Below are 17,465 nucleotides of genomic sequence, written 5' to 3'. Positions count from 1 at the left end.
CTGGTCCACGGGGCCCGGCGTCTCCGTGGTCCACAGGGCCTGGCGTCTCCATGTCCGGGTCCGGCAGGCGCATTGTGCGGGCCCGTTGTGCGCGAGAGGCTGGGCGGATGAACCACGGGCACCTCCAGTGATCCCCGATCCGCTCGAACCGCTCGATCCGCCGGTTCCACCCGTTTCACCCCCTCCACCCGCTCCACCCGAGCCGCTGGGACCGTCGTCGCTGGTGTGGCGGTACTTCAGCGACTGGCGGAGCCTGCTGCTGAGCCTGTGGGCCGGGTCGATGCAGAACATGCACCCCGGTCTCGGCGCGGGCGTCCAGGAGCACTCACACTTCTTCGAGGAGCGCTGGCAGCGGCTGTTCCGCTCGCTCTACCCGATCGCCGGGGTGGTCTACGACGGCCCGGACGCGGCCCGTACCGCCCGCCAGGTCCGCGACTACCACCTAGGCGTCAAGGGAGTCGACCGCCACGGCCGCCCTTACCACGCACTCGACCCCGACACCTTCTTCTGGGCGCACGCGACCTTCGTCATGATCCCGGTGCTCGTGTGCCAGTACTTCGGCCGCCCTCTGACGACGGAACAGAAGGAACAGCTCTACGCCGAGAGCCTCCAGTGGTACCGCCTGTACGGCGTCAGCGACCGCCCCGCCCCCGCCAACTGGCCCGACTTCTGTGCCTACTTCGACCGGATGTGCGCCGAGGTCCTTGAGGACAACTGGCCGACCCGCGCGGTCCTGGACATCCGCCACATAGTGAAACCTCCCACCCTACGCCGACTGCCGGACGCCCTGTGGAAAGTGCTGCGCGTCCCGGTGACCCGCCCCATGATCTGGCTGACCGTCGGGATGTACCCGCCGACGATCCGGGCACGCCTCGGCTACCGCTGGTCCCGCCGAAGCGCCGTCGCCCTGTGGCTGCTGGGCCGCGCGATCGCGCTCGGCTGGCATCTGGTCCCGTTCGAACGCCGCTACCACCCACGGGCGCGGGCGGCTTGGCGTCGTACCCGCGGCCTGCCGGTGGCGCAGGTGGAAACACCCCGGAGGAACCTGCCTAGTTGAGGTCGTCGGGGTCGTCGGGGCCGCCGAGGTCGGTCAGCAGGCCGTCGAGAGCCCTGTTGAGGGCGTCGACGTTGGCCCGGTCGAACCAGGTCGTACGAATACGTTCGTTGCTTCCCTTCGGCGTCTCGTGGTCGGCGGCGAGTTGGTGCAGGGTACGGGTCGGATCGCTCAGGGAGCGACCAACTCCCTGGAAGAGACCGCGGATGTATCGGTCCGCGTCATCGGAGGGAATCCCGTGATCGACGGCCCATGACGTGAGCGTGGCGAGATACGAGTAGTGGGTGGTCAGGGTCCCCGTAAGCGCGGAGAGGACGTTGAAGGCCGCCTCGTCCGCGACGGGGAGAACCCCACCGAGGTGCTCGAACAGGGAGTCCACCGCCGGGTGCGAGGGATACGTCACCGTGACGGAACGGCGTTCGCGTACGGCGGGCAGGGGGATGGCCCGTACGAAGGCGGCGTCGGTGGCCGCCAGCGTCCGTCGCAGGTCGTCATTGCCGACGCCCGCCATCACATTGACCACGACCTTGTCCCCGCCCACCCGCAGACCGGCGAGCGCCTCGTGTCGGTCCTGCCGCCGCACGGCGATGATCAGCAACTCGGAGGAGTCGACGACTTGTTGGTTGTCGGCGCAGACGTGTACGCCGTCGTAGCGCGCGGCCAGTTCGGCGGCGGTACGGGCGCCGCGGGGCGAGAGGAAAACCGCGGGCGCCTCGCCTTCCCCCTCGCCCAGACCCGTCACGAGGGCCCGACCGATCTCACCGACTCCGATGATGCCGACGGGCTTCACAGGACGGCCCGGAGGAAGTCGGGGAGCCGCGACGGGCCGGAGATCACCGGCCGAGCCGATGACGGACGATGATGCCGAGGCGTCGACGAGATGCGATCCGGCGATGGTGAAAAGGTGACGGACATGAGTCACAGCATCCCAGTGGAGCTGACGGGGTTCACCGATTTGTTCCGGGACTTGGAGGAGTACGTCGTCTCTCTGGACCGCGTGCTGTCACGCATCGGAGCAGGAGAAGACCCCGGCATCCTCCTCGCGTACGTGGTGGACCACGGCCTCCCCGCACGACTGGCCCGAGCCCGAGAATTCGTGGGCGACTCCCTGGAGAAGGCCATCGGCGCGGAGGCTCTGGAGGACATCGCCGAGCAGGTAGAGGGATACAGGGATCGGAAGTAGGCGTCGGCTACCCGTAGGGGACTGCCACTCATCGAGGGGAGCCGGGGCCCGGCCTCGATGAGTGGCAGCCTGGCCGTCCGCCCCTAGCTCAGATGCCGCCCGAAGAACTCCGCCGCCGCATCCCCCGCGAACCCCGGAACGCCCGTGTGCCCGCCCATATTCGCGTTCAACGTCTTCTCCTTCGAGCCGAACGCGTCGAACAGGTCCAGGGCCCGTTGCCGGTCGTTCCCCTCGTCGTCCCACTGGAGCAGGACGTGGAGCGGGATGGTGACCTGGCGGGCCTCCTCAAGGATGAGCCGCGGTACGAAACTGCCCGCGAAGAGGACCGCCGCCGAGATGCGTGGTTCCACCACCGCCAGCCGAGTGCCGATGGCGATGACTCCCCCCGAGTACCCGACCGGGCCGCCGATGCCGGGCAGTGCAAGCAGCGCGTCCAGGGTGGTTCGCCATTCCGGGACCGCCTGTTCGACCAGCGGCAGGACGAGGCGGTCCACGATGTCGTCGCTCACCGGGTCGCCGGCCTGCAGCGCCCGGCGCAGGTCGGCGCGGGCCTGTTCGGCGGCGGGGAGGCGGGGTCGGTCACCGCTTCCCGGGAGTTCGATGGTGGCCGAGGCGTAGCCCTGGGCCGCGGAGTGCCGGGCGCGTGCCACCAAGCGGGAGTACATCTTGGGCAGTCCGCCGGGGTGGCCGAGCAGGATCAACGGTGCCGGTGTGGATGCCGATGCGGAGGCAGGTGTCCATAGGGTGCCGGGGATCTCGCCGAGGGTGAAGTCGCGTTCCAGGACGCCGTCTTCGAGGCGTCGTGCGGAAGCGAAGTGCAGAGCGAAATGCATGGTCGTGCCCTTTCGGGAGTGCGCAAAACGGCGCTCCCGGACGACCTATCGCCCGACCGTGACCCCGGAGGAGAGCACCCACGTCGATACTGTGATCACGGGTACCACCTCCTCGTTCTCTCGCACGGCCACAGGGAAATTAGCAGGCGCCGCCGTTGTCCGCCAACCGGTTTCGCAGGGCCGGCCACCGCGCTCACCACATGACAAAGGCGGGGTTCGAGAACCCCGCCCGCACACCGTGAAACCCTCGGTCAGGGCCACACCAGGCAGTACGGCTGATGCCCCGCCTCATGCAACCGATGGCTGAAGTCCTGCCACTCGTGCAGCAGTTGGTAGACGTTGAACGCGTCCCGCGGACCGCCCCGGTCCGGGACCGTCGACCAGATGAAGGCCGCCGCGCCGACCGCTTCCTCGCCTATGCCGCGCAGGGGGTCGACGACCGTCATGGGGAGTTTGACCACGGCGTAGTCGGGGTGGAGGACGACCAGTTCCAGCGGCGGCACCTTGTGGAGGGGGACGCCCTCGATGCCGGTCAGGACCATCGCCGCCATCGTCTCCGGCTTGATCTTGGTGAACATGCCGTTCATCCCGAGCTCGTCGCCGCCCAGCTCCTCGGGGCGCATCGAGATCGGGACACGGGCCGCGGTCGCACCGTCCGGCGCGCCGAAGTACTTGTACGTCACCCCCACCCGACCACCATTCCTGCTCCCCGCCCTGAGGCGCTCACTGTGTGCCTGACGTGCGTCCGGCAGACGTGCTTCGTTCGAATCCTCCGCCTCGCGTCGGTGCTTTCCCCCTCGGGCACGTCGAGGACCCAGGTCGTCGGTCCCCTCGCCCAGTCCGCCACCGCGATGCATATCTCCACCCGACTGCTTTTCTAGGACGCGTGGCCCCCGCCGCGCAACCCGATCATCGTGTCAGTGACCTCCCCCACGGCCGCTCGCCGAAACGTGCGTTGAAACACCTGTCCGCAGGATCTTCGCAGCCCCCGTACACGACGGCCTCTGTGAGCTGTGTGTATCACGGTCCAGTCTCGCAGATCGCCCGGGGGCGGTGGCCTGCCGATGGTCGGGGCATGGCCTGCCGATGGCCGAATAGTGGCCCAGGGGCGGGGGAGCGGATCGTTGATCAGGTGGACCGGCCCGCGGTGCGCGGGCGCGCCCCCGAGGCCCCACGCCCCCTGGCCTACCCTGAGGAGGTCACAGGCAAGCGGAGTCCGTGAAGTCGGAGAAAGACGGAGAAGGTCGGAGAAGTCGCAGGTCATGAGCGAACTGCCCTATTCATACGAAGCGCCTGTCTCGCAGGCCCTGTTCGACCGTGCGTCCGTCGTCACGCCGGGCGGCGTGAACTCGCCGGTGCGCGCCTTCCGCGCCGTCGGCGGCACGCCCCGGTTCATGGTGTCCGGTACCGGTCCGTACCTCACGGACGCGGACGGGCGGGAGTACGTCGACCTCGTGTGCTCCTGGGGGCCGATGATCCTCGGGCACTCGCACCCCGAGGTGATCGCCGCCGTGCAGGAGGCCGTCTCGCGCGGCACCTCCTTCGGCACGCCCGGTGAGGGCGAGGTCGCGCTCGCCGAGGAGATCGTCGCCCGGGTGGAGCCGGTGGAGCAGGTGCGGCTCGTCAGCAGCGGGACCGAGGCCACCATGAGCGCCATCCGGCTCGCCCGCGGGTTCACCCAGCGGGCCAAGGTGATCAAGTTCGCCGGGTGTTATCACGGTCACGTCGACTCGCTGCTCGCCTCGGCCGGGAGTGGCGTGGCCACGTTCGCCCTGCCCGACACTCCCGGCGTCACCGGTGCCCAGGCCGCCGACACGATCGTGCTGCCGTACAACGATCTCGAAGCCGTCAACGAGGCCTTCCACCGCCACCCCGGCGAGATCGCCTGTGTGATCACCGAAGCCTCGCCCGGCAACATGGGCGTGGTCCCGCCGAAGCCCGGGTTCAACCAGGGGCTCAAGGACGCGTGCGCCAAGAACGGCGCGCTGTTCATCTCCGACGAGGTCATGACCGGGTTCCGCACCAGTCGGAGCGGGTGGTACGGGATCGACGGGGTTCGGCCCGACCTCATGACCTTCGGGAAGGTGATGGGCGGTGGGTTCCCCGCCGCCGCCTTCGGGGGGCGGGAGGACGTCATGGCGCGGCTCGCGCCCGCCGGGCCCGTCTACCAGGCCGGCACCCTCTCCGGTAATCCCGTCGCCACCGCGGCCGGCCTCGCGCAGCTGCGGCTCCTCGACGACGCGGCCTACGTCAAGGTCGACGCCGTGTCCGAGCAGATCCAGGCGCTCGTGACCGAGGCGCTCAGCAAGGAAGGCGTTGCCCACCGCGTGCAGAACGCCTCCAACATGTTCTCCGTCTTCTTCGTGGACCGTTCGGTGCGCGACTACGAGGACGCCAAGGCGCAGGAGTCCTTCCGCTTCACCGCCTTCTTCCACTCGATGCTGGCGCAGGGCGTCTATCTCCCGCCCTCGTCCTTCGAGTCCTGGTTCGTGTCCACGGCTCACGACGAGCGGGCCGTGCAGCGCATCGCCGACGCCCTCCCGGCGGCGGCCCGAGCGGCGGCGGAGGCCACCTCAGCATGAGCGACAGCAACAACACGGCCGGCGACGACCTCACCGTCGTACACCTGATGCGGCACGGCGAGGTCGCCAACCCGGACGGGGTGCTCTACGGGCGACTGGCCGGGTACCACCTGTCCGAGCTCGGCCGGCAGATGGCCGACCGGGTCGCCGAGCATCTCGCGCCGCGCGATGTGACGTACGTCGTCGCCTCGCCGTTGGAGCGGGCGCAGGAGACGGCGACGCCGATCGCCAAGTCGCACGGGCTCGACCTCGCGACCGACGAGCGGCTCATCGAGGCCGACAACGTTTTTCAAGGCAAGACGTTCGGGGTCGGGGACGGGGCGCTGCGGAAGCCCGAGAACTGGAAGCACCTCGTCAACCCGTTCCGGCCGTCGTGGGGTGAGCCCTACGTCGACCAGGTGGTGCGGATGATGGGCGCGCTGGACGCCGCCAAGGACCGGGCGCGCGGGCACGAGGCCGTCGTCGTCAGCCATCAGCTGCCGATCTGGACCGTGCGGTCGTACGTCGAGAAGCGGCGGTTGTGGCACGACCCGCGCAAGCGGCAGTGCACGCTCGCCTCGCTGACGACCTTCACCTACCGGGGCGACAAGATCGTGTCCGTCGGCTACACCGAGCCGGCCCGCGACCTCGTCCCGGCCCATCTCCTCGCCGGCGCCAAGCCGGTGAAGGGGAAGAGCAAGGCCTTCGGCGCCTGACAATCCGCCCGATCGGGACGGAAACGGGTCTCTCGGCCGCCGGGGCGAGCCCCCGGCGGCGAGACGGTTCCGTGACGTTTGTCTCCGAACGCAGAACTTTCCTGACGAACTTTCCCGTCCGGCGCGTCCTCTCACAGGTTGACCACAGAGGACGCGACGGATGGGGAAGCAATGCGGAATCTCACGCGACGGGGAGTGCTCGGAGCCGGTGCGGGCGCGGTGGCCGCCGCCGGACTCGCGGGGTGCGGGAACCTGACGGGGTCGGGCGGATCCAGCCACGCAGGAGGTTCCGGAAACGCGGGTTCCGGCAGCGGGGGCGGCAAAAAGCCGACGACACACCCGGTCCGGCCCCTCGGTGACGGCTCGACCTCCTTCACCGGCAAGCAGCCCCACCAGCCGGGAAAGCCCGAGCCGTTGGAGCCCGGCCAGACCCCGCCCCAGTTCGTGATCTTCTCCTGGGACGGCGCCGGCGAGGTCGGCAACGGCCTCTTCCCGCGCTTCCTCGACCTGGCGAAGCAGCACGGCGCCTCCATGACCTTCTTCCTGTCCGGCCTCTATCTGCTGCCCGAGTCGAAGAAGCGCCTCTACAACCCGCCGAACAACCCGCAGGGCGCCTCCGACATCGGCTACCTCACCGACGAGCACATCAAGGCCACGCTGACCAACGTCCGGCGCGCCTGGCTCGAAGGGCACGAGATCGGCACCCACTTCAACGGCCACTTCTGCGGCGGCAACGGCACCGTCGGCAACTGGACGCCCCAGCAGTGGAAGAGCGAGATCCAGCAGGCGAAGTCGTTCGTGAAGGAGTGGCGCACCAACAGCGGGTGGACCGACCTGCCGAGCCTGCCCTTCGACTACGAGAAGGAGCTCGTCGGCGGTCGTACGCCCTGTCTGCTCGGGCAGGACAACCTGCTGCCCACCGCCAGGGAACTCGGCTGGCGCTACGACGCCTCCTCGCCCGGCGGCCGGCAGGTCTGGCCCACGAAGAAGCAGGGCGTCTGGGACCTGCCGCTGCAGGCCGTCCCGTTCCCGGGGCACAGCTTCGAGGTCCTGTCGATGGACTACAACATGCTCGCCAACCAGTCCGTCAACTCCACCAACGCGCCCGCCTACAACTACCCGGGCTGGCGCACCCAGGCCGCGCAGGCGTACATATCGGGCTTCAGGCGGGCCTACGAGAGCAACCGCGCGCCCTTCTTCATCGGCAACCACTTCGAGCAGTGGAACGGCGGCATCTACATGGACGCCGTCGAGGAGGCCTTCAAGCACATCGCCCGGGAGAAGGAGAAGGGCGAGGACGTACGGCTCGTCTCCTTCCGGCAGTTCGCCGACTGGATGGACGTGCAGAAGCCCGAGGTGCTTGAGCAGTTGCGCACCCTCGACGTCGGGCAGGCGCCGGCCGGTGGCTGGAAGAACTTCATCACCAGCCCCTCGGGCACCCCCGCCTCGCACAAGGCCGCCTGAAATGCGGGTTTCCGCCCGCAAGGCGCCTGTGAGGGGGGCGGGCAAGATCCCCGGAACGGGCATGCGAAACTTTTCACATGAGTGCCGCCAGCCGCGTCCCCCAGTGCTCGAACCGTAGCCGTGCCACCGCGATCGGCGCTGTGGCCGCAGCTGCCGCGCTGACCCTGTCCGCGTGCGGTTCCGGCGGCACCTCCGGCGGAGGCGGTGACACCAACTTCGTCATGGGCAAGGACGGCATCTCCACCGCCGAGCAGGGCAAGCGGGCCGCCGCGCCCGACCTGTCCGGCAAGACCGTCGACGGCAAGCAGCTCGACGTCGCCTCCTACAAGGGCAAGATCGTCGTACTGAACGTGTGGGGCTCCTGGTGCGCCCCCTGCCGCGCCGAGGCGCCCAACCTGGAGAAGGTCTACCAGGACCTCAAGGCCCAGGGCGTCCAGTTCGTCGGCATCAACACCCGGGACACCAAGACCTCCAGCGCCGCCGCCTTCGAGAAGCAGCAGGGCGTCACCTTCCCCAGCCTGTACGACCCGACGGGCAAGCTGATGCTGCGCTTCAAGAAGGGCACGCTCAACCCGCAGGCCATTCCCTCCACGCTCGTCCTCGACCGGGAAGGGAAGATCGCCGCCCGCTCGCTGGCCGCGCTCAGCGAGGACAAGCTGCGCAAGATGATCGACCCGGTCCTCGCGGAGAAGTGACGTGAGCGCGGTCACCTCGGGCGCGAGCGCGGTCACCACGCTCGCCGCGACCGGGTACAACGGCACGGTCCTCAACGGCGCCCTCCTGGTCGCCCTGCCCGTCGCCCTGCTCGGTGGCCTCGTCTCCTTCTTCTCGCCGTGCGTCCTGCCGCTGGTCCCCGGTTATCTGTCCTACGTCACCGGCGTCACCGGCACCGACCTCGCCGAGGCCAGACGCGGCCGGATGGTCGCCGGCGCCTCGCTCTTCGTCCTCGGCTTCACCGCCGTGTTCGTCTCCAGCGGCGCCCTGTTCGGCTACTTCGGCGACACCCTCCAGGACAACAAGGGCGTCCTGTCGAAGGTGTTGGGCTCGCTCATGATCCTCATGGGCGTCTTCTTCATGGGCCTGATGCCGTGGATGACCCAGCGCGAGTTCCGCTTCCACCGGCGGCCCGTGGCCGGTCTGGCCGGCGCCCCGGTTCTCGGCGCGCTGTTCGGCATCGGCTGGACGCCCTGCATCGGTCCGACCCTCGCCTCCGTGCTCGCGCTGTCCTCGCAGCAGTCGAGCGCCGGCCGTGGCGCCATACTGACCGTCGCCTACTGTCTCGGCCTCGGCGTGCCCTTCGTGCTCGCCGCGGTCGCCTTCCGCAAGGCGCTCGGTGCCTTCGGCTGGGTCAAGCGCCACTATGTCTGGGTGCTGCGGATCGGCGGCACGATGATGATCGTGACCGGTCTGCTGCTGGTCACCGGCGTCTGGGACAGTCTCGTGCAGGACATGCAGTCCTGGTCCGCCGGCTTCACTGTGGGGATCTGATCGATGAGCACGCCTTCCAAGACCCGGTCCGGCGCGAGCTCCGAGCGCCCCGACGAGGACCTCGGCGCCGCCGGCTCCCAGCTGTCCACCGCGCCCAAGGAGGAGCTGCCCAACCTGCCCTCCCTCGGCGTCATCGGCTGGGCCCGCTGGTTCTGGCGCCAGCTCACCTCGATGCGGGTCGCGCTGCTGCTGCTCCTGCTGGTGTCGCTCGGCGCGATCCCCGGCTCGCTGATCCCGCAGAGCGGCATCGACGAGACGAAGGTCGCCGACTTCCGCAAGACGCACACCTTCGTCGCGCCGATCTACGACAAGCTCGGGCTCTTCCACGTCTACAGCTCGGTGTGGTTCTCCGCGATCTACATCCTGCTGTTCGTCTCCCTCATCGGCTGCATCATCCCGCGCACGTGGCAGTTCGTCGGCCAGCTGCGCGGCCGGCCGCCGGGCGCGCCCAAGCGGCTGACCCGGCTGCCCGCCTACACCACCTGGCGCACCGGGGCCGAGCCCGAGCAGGTCCGCGAGGCCGCGCTCACGCTGCTGAAGAAGCGCCGCTTCCGCGCCCACCTCGCCGGTGACGCCGTCGCCGCCGAGAAGGGCTATCTGCGCGAGGTCGGCAACCTCGCCTTCCACGTCGCCCTCATCGTGATGCTGACCGCCTTCGCCTGGGGCCAGCTCTTCAAGTCCGAGGGCAACAAACTCGTCGTCGAGGGCGACGGCTTCTCCAACACCCTCATCTCCTACGACGACTTCAAGTCCGGCAACCTCTTCAGCTCCGACGACCTGGTGCCGTTCAGCTTCAACCTGGACAAGTTCACCGGCACCTACGAGGCCACCGGCCCCAACAAGGGCACCCCGCGCCTCTATCAAGCGGCCATCACCTACAGCAAGGGCGCCTACGGCAAGGACCGGAAGACCCTCGTCAAGGTCAACGAACCGCTGACCATCGGGGACGCGAAGGTCTACCTCACCGCGCACGGCTACGCGCCCGTCATCACCGTCCGCGACGGCAAGGGCAAGGTCGTCTACAACGACGCCGTGGCCATGCTCCCGCTCGACTCCAACGTCACCTCCACCGGTGTGATCAAGGTCCTCGACGGCTACAAGAACGCCAAGGGCGTCACCGAACAGCTCGGCGTCTCGGCCTTCTTCCTGCCCACCTACACCAAGGGCAACGAGACCGCCTCGACCTTCCCGGCGCTGAGGAACCCGGTGCTGAACCTCACGCCGTACCACGGCGACCTCGGCATCGACTCCGGCATCCCGCAGAGCGTGTACCAGCTCGACAAGTCGCACGTGAAGGAGTTCAAGGACGCCAAGGGCGCCCAGGTCAGGGAGAACCTGAAGCCCGGCGAGACCATGCAACTCCCGGACGGCGCCGGGTCGATCACCTACACCGGCACCAAGCAGTGGGCCAACTTCCAGGTCGTCCAGCAGCCCGGCACCGACTGGGCGCTCGCCGCCGCCCTCACCGCGATCTTCGGCCTCGCCGCCTCCCTGTTCATCCAGCGCCGCCGGGTCTGGGTGCGGGCGGCCCAGGGCCCCGACGGCGTCACCGTCGTCGAGATGGCCGGCCTCGGCCGCAGCGAGTCCGCCAAGCTGCCCGAGGAACTCGGCGACCTCGCCGGGATCCTGTACGACCGGACGCCGGGGCCGCCCGAACCCGCGTCCGGCGACGGCGACCGTGCCGCCGCCGACTCCGCAGACCAAGACCCCACCACCCCCGAACCCGAAGCCGTACCTGCCGAAGGGGCTGAGACGTGACTCTCGCCGCCGGAACCGAGTTGGCCACCGCGACCAACGAACACCTCGCGAACATCAGCAACACGCTGATCTACTCCGCGATGGCCGTCTACACCCTGGCCTTCTTCGCGTACATCGCCGAATGGCTCTTCGGCAGCCGCAGCCGGGTCGGCCGCACGGCCGCCGCGCTCACGCCGGAGGCCAAGGCCGCCGCCAAGGGCCGCCCGGCCGTGACCGTGCAGCAGGCCGGCGGTACCGCCGTGCTGGAGAGGCCCACCGTCGTCGTACGCTCCGCCGCGGGTGCGCGGGACGTGCCGGACGGGCCCGGGGCGCACGGCGGGGACGCGCAGGGTGATCTCTACGGTCGTATCGCCGTGTCGCTCACCGTGCTCGCGTTCCTCATCCAGCTCGCCGGGGTGATCGCCCGCGCGGCCTCGGTGGAGCGGGCGCCGTGGGGCAACATGTACGAGTTCAACATCACGTTCTCCACCGTCGCCGTCGCCGTGTACCTCACGCTGCTCGCGCTGAAGAAGAACGTCCGCTGGCTCGGCCTGTTCCTGATCACGACGGTCCTCCTCGATCTCGGCATCGCCGTCACTGTCTTGTACACCGCCAGTGACCAGTTGGTTCCCGCCCTTCACTCGTACTGGCTGTACATCCACGTCTCGACCGCGATCCTGTGCGGCGCGGTCTTCTACGTGGGTGCGGTCGGCACGGTCCTCTACCTGTTCAAGGACTCCTACGAGACCAAGCTGGAGAACGGCGGCAGGCCCGGCACCTTCGCCACCTCCGTCATGGAGCGGCTGCCCGCGTCCTCGTCCCTGGACAAGTTCTCCTACCGCGTCAACGCGGCCGTCTTCCCGCTGTGGACGTTCACGATCATCGCGGGCGCGATCTGGGCCGAGTCCGCGTGGGGCCGCTACTGGGGCTGGGACCCGAAGGAGACCTGGGCGTTCATCACATGGGTCGCCTACGCCTGCTACCTGCACGCCCGCGCCACCGCCGGCTGGAAGGGCCGCAAGGCCGCCTACCTCGCGCTGATCGCGTTCGGCTGCTGGCTGTTCAACTACTACGGCGTCAACATCTTCGTCTCCGGCAAGCACTCGTACGCGGGGGTGTGAGCCGGGGAGCGGTCAGGACGGGGGCAGGCACTCCTTGCCGGGAGGCTTGCCCTCGGGCCAGGCGATCCGGACGAAGCGTGAGTCGCCCTCGGGCGTGAGTTCCACGATCGGCACGGCCTTGTCGTACGGGTTGCCGTGCACGTCCAGGCAGATCCAGCCGCTCGCCCCGCTCACCCGTAGCGAGCCCTTGACCTGCGGCCACTGAAGGCCCACGTCCGCGAGCGGCGGTGCTGTCCGCCCGTCCGGCGTCGCCTCGCGGATGCCGTGCACCACCAGGGTCATGGCGTCATAGCCGATGATCAACTGGCCGTCGTCCAGGGCGACCGAGCCGATCGGCCCGACCGGCGCACGCTCGCTCCTGGCCAGCAGATCGCTCAGCACCTTGGCGTCCCGCGCCGAACCGCCCGTCTTCACGGGGTCCTTCGCCCAGGCGTCCGGGTGCGCGAGGGAGGTGTAGCGGACCGAGAGGTTGTGCCGGAGGGCACCGCGGTCCAGGGCCTTCTCGCCGGTCAGGTAGGAGCCCTCGTCGCCGGTCAGCAGCGTGAACTTCCGGTCCTGGCAGCCGCGTCCGCCCAGCGCGTTGATGAACTGCCGCAGCTGGGTGTGGCGTCCGGCGAACAGGATCGTGTCCGTCTCCTTCGAGGTGTCGCACACGAGGTGGGTGATCTGCCGGAAGGTGTTGGCGGTCGTGCCCTCCTGGGTGCGGTCGGCGGGCGGGGTGAACGGCTGTGGTTCGTACGGCGAACCCTTGATCAGCTTCGCGAACGAGGCCTGGAGCGTGCGGGTGTAGGGGTCGCCCGGCTTGTCGTACACCAGCAGCGCCCGCCCGGCACTGACCTTGGCGAAGGAGGCGAGGGCGCGGGCCTCGTCCGTGTTGGTCGGGGAGACCCGGGCCAGCCCGGGGAACGGGTCCTTGCCGCCCTGCCCGTTCGCGAGGTCGTCCGCGGTGATCGACGAGCCGACCACCGGGATGCCCCGCCGGGTCAACTCCGCCACGGCCTTCTTGTTGTTGTCGGTGCTCATGCCGACCCCGGCGACCGCCCGCAGCCGGTCGGCACTCCTCGTCATCGGCTCCAGCTGGTCCACCAACTGCTTCCAGTGATCACTGGTCGCCCCCGGGTTGGCGAGCACCAACCGGATCGACGGGGACTGTCCGTTGGCGGCGTGATTGGCCTCCCACTGCGCCAAGTAGGCGCCCTGCAGCTCGTGTTGGATGTCGCTCAGGGTGGACGGGGTGGACGCCGTGTACGGCAGCATCACGGCGACGGTGACATAGGCGCCCGCCTTGAGCGAGTCGTTCTCCCGGTCGATCGCCCGCACCGCGTCCCGGAGTTGGGGCCGCCCGAAGTCGTACGCCGTCGTCGAGACACCGACGCAGTCGTCGCTGCCCTCCGGGTGGACCACCCCCGGGGCGCACGCCCGGTCGTCGTGCGTGAGCGCCCGGACGGCGAGGACCAGGCCCACCACCATTGCGGCGCTCACCACCACGGCCAGATAGCGGCGCAGCGGAATCGCCCACACGCCTTCCCGCAGCCATGTCCCGAAGCCTCCGCCGGCCATCACGCCACCCCCTCGTCGTCGGCCTCGTCCTCGTCGTCGTCCGGCACCCGCAGGGCCCGGCCCGCCGCCGCGTCCTGCGCCCAGTCCCGCGAGGCCCGCCACAGCAGCGCGTTGCCCGCCGGGCGCAGGTTGGACAGCTGCTCCAGCTCGAACCGCAGCCGATCGGCCACCTTCGGGTCGGGCAGGGCGAGCGGGTCGGTCAGCCGCCACACGGCGTGCAGCAACCGCCGTACCCGCAGATGCAGTACGCCGTCCACGCCGGCCGGCGGCGGGTGTCCGGCGTCGGTGCGGCCGAGGGCCACGTCGGCGCGGCGGTCGTGCCGGCCGGTGAAGTCGTGGCCCTCGGCGTCGTGCGCGTGGAAGTAGGGCGCCGAGGCGATGAAGCGCAGGGAGCGCAGCCAGGTCGCGGCGGGCAGGGAGGGGAAGGTGTCCCGCAGGTAGGCGACCGCCGACTCGGCGTCGCCCAGGGCGAGTTCGTGATGCAGCCGGTAGCGGGCGCGGACGGGATCGTCACCGCCGTCGTCCCCGCCGTCGACGCCGTCCTCGGGCGGCGCGTAGTGCGCGATCAGCGTCTCGTGCGCCGTACGCCACTGGCCGTGGTCCGCGTCGCGGTGGTGCAGGGCGAGCAGCAGCAGGGTGCGGACGAAGGCGTCGCCGACGAACTGGCCCGGCACTTCGGGCAGTCCCTCGCGGGCGAGGCGGGTCTGCAGGGCGCGGATGTCCGCCGGGCCGAAGTCGTCCGGGAGCAGGGCCTCGGCCAGGGCGACCGCGGAGTCGTGGTCGTGGGCGGCGGCCAGCACCGTCAACTCCTCGCGCCGGTCGGCGGGTACGAGCCGGGCGAGCAGCTCCAGGTAGGTCGGCGCGCCGTCGCTCTCCTCGTGCGGGCGGACGTCCGCGGTGAGCAGCTCGCCGAGGGAGGCGGCCTCGGGGAGGTTCTGCGCGGCCGACTCGGCGAGGAGCGTGATGCCGAGCGGGTTGCCGCCGGTCAAGCGGTGGGTGGCGTGCGGGAGTTGGGGCGGCACCGGGAGGTCCGCGCAGGCCGCGCCGACGATGTGCAGGGTGTCGTCGGGGCTGAGCGGCGGCAGCGCGACCAGCAGGGCCCGCGAGGTGGGGGCCGCCGGATCGGGCGTCCAGCCGCTGCGCCGGGTCACCTCGGGCAGGGCCCTGCGCACCGCGTTGCGCAGGGCCGGGCGGCCGTCGCCGCGCAGGGCACCGATGAAGACGACCTGGTCGGCGATGCCGTCGGCGCGGTCGCGCAGGACGGCGTCGGTGAGCCCGGGACCGGGCGCGGACTGGGCGTTGTCGAGCAGCACCAGCGGCCGGCCCAGGCGCTGCATCCGCGGCAGCATCCCGGCGTACGCCTCGGTGAGGTCGGCGAGCAGGGCGCGCACGAGGTGCCGCTCGGCGTGTTCGCGGGAGGTGCCGCCGGCCCTGAAGTGGCCGGAGAGCAGCATGAGTCCGCGCCGGGCGTTGCCGGAGGCGTTCGGGTAGTCGCGGTACCAGGTGGCGGCCTTGGCGTGCCGCCGGTGCACGAAGCTGTCGGAGATGGACTCCAGGGTCGCCTCGATGGACGCGGAGACCAGCGGCCCGGTGCCGGTCGCGGCGGCGACCACGTTGGCGGCGACCCGCCCCGCCCACCGCCCGGCGAACCCGGCGATCCACGACCCGCCCTCGTTCAGCAGCAGGATCCGCTCCACCTCGCGCCGGATCCGCTCCGAGTCGGCGTCGCTCCAGCCCCCGGCGGCCACCGCGACCAGACCCGACATCAGCCGCGGGAAGACGATCCGGCCCGCACCGGTCACCGGCTCGGCCAGCTGCTCCGCGATCACCAGCAGCGCCTGCGACACCGGCGACCAGGCCTCGGCGGGCCGCCCGCCCGACGGCGTCGTGAACTCGCCGGCCGCGCAGTCGATCAGCGCGACCGGGGTGTGCCCCTTGTAGGCGGCCCGTAACTCGTCCAGGACCGCGGTCTTGCCGAGGCCGCGGGCGCCGGTGAGCAGGACGAAGGGAAGCTCGCGCCGATGTTCGTACGGCGTGGTGCGGTGCTGGTGCGGGCGCAGACCCACGAGCCGCGGAGCCAGACCGGCCGGATCGGCGTCGAAGAGCGCGCCACGCCCGTGCAACCGTCTGCCCACCGCACCGCTCCCCCCGGAGGTGTCCCCAACTCAAGAGTAAGGAGGGTGAGTTGGTTCGGACTAGATCGCATGGTGACCGTTGGGTCACAAAAAGTGGCGGCCGGTCACCCGCTGGACCCCGCCGGCTCAGTCGACGGTGATCGAGTCCAGCTTCTCCCGCAGGTAGACGTGCGAGTCCACGGCCTCGTACGCGACCCGCCCCACCGGCGCGGGCACGGACTCCACCAGAGTCCCCGGGGTGCACTCTCCGAAGTAGACGAGGGACATCAGCTCCTCGGCCGGCGCGTCCGCGGGCGGCGGCAGCACGCGGTGCCGGCCCGAACGCCACCGGTCGCCGGTCCAACGGGCCATCAGATCACCGATGTTGATGGTGAACGCCTCGGGATCGAACGGCGCGTCCTCCCATCCGCCCTCGTCGGTGAACACCTGCAGGCCGCCCTTGCCCGCCTGCCGGTCGAGGATCGTCACCGTCCCGAAGTCGGTGTGCGGCCCGATCCGGAACTGCCCGGGTTCCGGCTCCCCGACGACCTCCACTCCCGGATACCAGTTGATGTTGAAGCCGTACGTCGGATGGTCCATGTGCCGGGAGAAGAAGTCGGGTTCGAGCCCGAGCGCGTCGCCGAGCAGCACCAGCAGCTGCTTCTCCAGCTCGCCCATCCGGTCGAGGTACTCCTCGCACAGCGCCCGCAACCCCGGCACCTCACTCGGCCACACATTGGGCGCGTACCACTCCGCGTTGACCACCGGGTCCGCAAAGGGCCGGTGCGTGGCGAAGGTCAGCGACTCCTTCAGGTCCGGCGGGGTCTCGGTGCCCTCCGAGTACCCGTTGGCCTCGGCCCCTGGCCCGAGCCAGCCCCGCCCGCCGACCTTGGCGGAGTAGGGCTCCTTGACGTCGACGGGAAGGGCGAAGAAGGCCCGCGCGGCCTCCCGGATCCGGGACCGCAGACCGGGATCCACGCCATGCCCGGTGACCAGCAGGAACCCGGCGGTCTGGAGCGCGTCGTCGACGGTACGGGCGATGTCCTTGCGGGTCCGCTCGTCGCCGTCGAGCCAGGGGCGCAGGTCGATGGTCGGGATGCGCGGGGCGGAGGTGTCACTCACCGATGTCCTCGTTCCAGAGTTCCGGGTTGTCCTTGATGAAGTCGCGCATCAGCGAGACGCACTCGGTGTCGTCGAGGACGACGATCTCCACGCCGTGCTCGGCCAGCCAGTCATGGCCGCCGTGGAAGGTGGCCGCCTCGCCGACCACGACCCGCGAGATGCCGAACTGGCGGACCAGACCGCTGCAGTACCAGCACGGCGAGAGGGTCGTGACCATGGTGGTGTTCCGGTACGACCGCTGCCGGCCCGCCGCCCGGAAGGCCGCCGTCTCCGCGTGCATCGAGGGGTCGTCGTCCTGGACGCGCAGGTTGTGGCCGCGTCCGAGAAGGGTGCCGTCGGCTCCGTAGAGCGCGGCGCCGATCGGGATGCCGCCCTCGGCGAGGCCCGCGCGGGCCTCCTCGACGGCGGTGGCGAGCCAGGCCCGCGCCTGTGCCTGATCCATGAGCTCCATGGTTCTCACTCTCCAGTGGCCGAAACACGAGGGCAACGTGCGGAAAGTACTCTCCGGACAT

General features: G+C 70.1%; 16 protein-coding genes. 9 read left to right on the top strand and 7 right to left on the bottom strand.

Annotated features, from left to right (window positions below; genetic code table 11):
• Window positions 1-220 precede the first annotated feature (220 nt).
• Entirely contained in the window at window positions 221-1,057 is an 837-nt protein-coding gene (locus ACIQI8_RS23645; protein ID WP_402354148.1) for an oxygenase MpaB family protein, read from the top strand.
• On the opposite strand, the gene ACIQI8_RS23640 is transcribed toward ACIQI8_RS23645, so the two are convergent.
• Window positions 1,050-1,844, bottom strand: coding sequence for an NAD(P)-binding domain-containing protein (locus ACIQI8_RS23640; RefSeq protein WP_402353820.1), 795 nt, complete (start codon window positions 1,842-1,844; stop codon window positions 1,050-1,052). The genes ACIQI8_RS23645 and ACIQI8_RS23640 overlap by 8 nt on opposite strands.
• Before the next feature lie 123 nt (window positions 1,845-1,967).
• Between ACIQI8_RS23640 and ACIQI8_RS23635 the strand changes: the two genes are divergently transcribed.
• Window positions 1,968-2,237, top strand: coding sequence for a hypothetical protein (locus ACIQI8_RS23635; RefSeq protein WP_402353817.1), 270 nt, complete (start codon window positions 1,968-1,970; stop codon window positions 2,235-2,237).
• Window positions 2,238-2,320: 83 nt separating this feature from the next.
• Here the strand turns inward: ACIQI8_RS23635 and ACIQI8_RS23630 are convergent, their stop codons facing one another.
• Window positions 2,321-3,070 (bottom strand): alpha/beta hydrolase, encoded by a 750-nt coding sequence (locus ACIQI8_RS23630; RefSeq protein ID WP_402353814.1) that lies wholly within the window; start codon window positions 3,068-3,070, stop codon window positions 2,321-2,323.
• A 251-nt stretch (window positions 3,071-3,321) separates the two neighbouring features.
• Window positions 3,322-3,759 (bottom strand): hypothetical protein, encoded by a 438-nt coding sequence (locus ACIQI8_RS23625; protein WP_003974483.1) that lies wholly within the window; start codon window positions 3,757-3,759, stop codon window positions 3,322-3,324.
• A 573-nt stretch (window positions 3,760-4,332) separates the two neighbouring features.
• On the opposite strand from ACIQI8_RS23625, the gene hemL reads away from it, so the two are divergent.
• The 7 genes from hemL to ccsB all read left to right on the top strand — a co-directional run bounded on the left by hemL (window position 4,333) and on the right by ccsB (window position 12,157).
• Window positions 4,333-5,652: a glutamate-1-semialdehyde 2,1-aminomutase gene (hemL, locus tag ACIQI8_RS23620; protein WP_402353811.1), complete on the top strand. Its 1,320-nt coding sequence runs from the start codon at window positions 4,333-4,335 to the stop codon at window positions 5,650-5,652.
• Window positions 5,649-6,347 carry a histidine phosphatase family protein gene (locus tag ACIQI8_RS23615; protein WP_402353808.1) on the top strand — a complete coding sequence of 233 codons (699 nt, stop codon included), beginning with the start codon at window positions 5,649-5,651 and terminating at the stop codon, window positions 6,345-6,347. The genes hemL and ACIQI8_RS23615 overlap by 4 nt, the downstream gene beginning before the upstream one ends.
• Before the next feature lie 171 nt (window positions 6,348-6,518).
• A complete protein-coding gene (locus ACIQI8_RS23610) occupies window positions 6,519-7,811 on the top strand; it encodes a hypothetical protein (RefSeq protein WP_402353805.1) in 1,293 nt (430 codons plus the stop codon).
• A 77-nt stretch (window positions 7,812-7,888) separates the two neighbouring features.
• Window positions 7,889-8,506: a TlpA family protein disulfide reductase gene (locus ACIQI8_RS23605; RefSeq protein ID WP_402353802.1), complete on the top strand. Its 618-nt coding sequence runs from the start codon at window positions 7,889-7,891 to the stop codon at window positions 8,504-8,506.
• Window position 8,507: 1 nt separating this feature from the next.
• The gene (locus ACIQI8_RS23600) at window positions 8,508-9,299 is read left to right on the top strand and encodes a cytochrome c biogenesis CcdA family protein (protein WP_402353799.1); all 792 of its coding nucleotides are present in this window, start codon (window positions 8,508-8,510) and stop codon (window positions 9,297-9,299) included.
• 3 nt (window positions 9,300-9,302) lie between these two features.
• Window positions 9,303-11,057: a cytochrome c biogenesis protein ResB gene (locus ACIQI8_RS23595; RefSeq protein ID WP_402353797.1), complete on the top strand. Its 1,755-nt coding sequence runs from the start codon at window positions 9,303-9,305 to the stop codon at window positions 11,055-11,057.
• The gene (gene ccsB, locus ACIQI8_RS23590) at window positions 11,054-12,157 is read left to right on the top strand and encodes a c-type cytochrome biogenesis protein CcsB (protein WP_402353794.1); all 1,104 of its coding nucleotides are present in this window, start codon (window positions 11,054-11,056) and stop codon (window positions 12,155-12,157) included. The genes ACIQI8_RS23595 and ccsB overlap by 4 nt, the downstream gene beginning before the upstream one ends.
• A gap of 12 nt (window positions 12,158-12,169) precedes the next feature.
• Here the strand turns inward: ccsB and ACIQI8_RS23585 are convergent, their stop codons facing one another.
• The 4 genes from ACIQI8_RS23585 to ACIQI8_RS23570 all read right to left on the bottom strand — a co-directional run bounded on the left by ACIQI8_RS23585 (window position 12,170) and on the right by ACIQI8_RS23570 (window position 17,404).
• A complete protein-coding gene (locus tag ACIQI8_RS23585) occupies window positions 12,170-13,717 on the bottom strand; it encodes a hypothetical protein (protein WP_402353791.1) in 1,548 nt (515 codons plus the stop codon).
• The gene (locus ACIQI8_RS23580; protein ID WP_402353789.1) at window positions 13,717-15,852 is read right to left on the bottom strand and encodes a hypothetical protein; all 2,136 of its coding nucleotides are present in this window, start codon (window positions 15,850-15,852) and stop codon (window positions 13,717-13,719) included. Before ACIQI8_RS23580 ends, ACIQI8_RS23585 begins: the two co-directional genes overlap by 1 nt.
• Window positions 15,853-15,978: 126 nt before the next feature.
• A complete protein-coding gene (locus tag ACIQI8_RS23575) occupies window positions 15,979-16,953 on the bottom strand; it encodes an isopenicillin N synthase family dioxygenase (RefSeq protein ID WP_402353787.1) in 975 nt (324 codons plus the stop codon).
• Window positions 16,946-17,404: a nucleoside deaminase gene (locus tag ACIQI8_RS23570; RefSeq protein WP_402353784.1), complete on the bottom strand. Its 459-nt coding sequence runs from the start codon at window positions 17,402-17,404 to the stop codon at window positions 16,946-16,948. The genes ACIQI8_RS23575 and ACIQI8_RS23570 overlap by 8 nt, the downstream gene beginning before the upstream one ends.
• Between the last annotated feature and the right edge of the window lie 61 nt (window positions 17,405-17,465).

Origin of the sequence: Streptomyces sp. NPDC092369, assembly GCF_044755245.1 — a bacterium.
Lineage (GTDB): Bacteria > Actinomycetota > Actinomycetes > Streptomycetales > Streptomycetaceae > Streptomyces.
The sequence above is the reverse complement of the archived record's forward strand: the minus strand, read 5'-3'. Positions and strand labels throughout refer to the sequence as shown.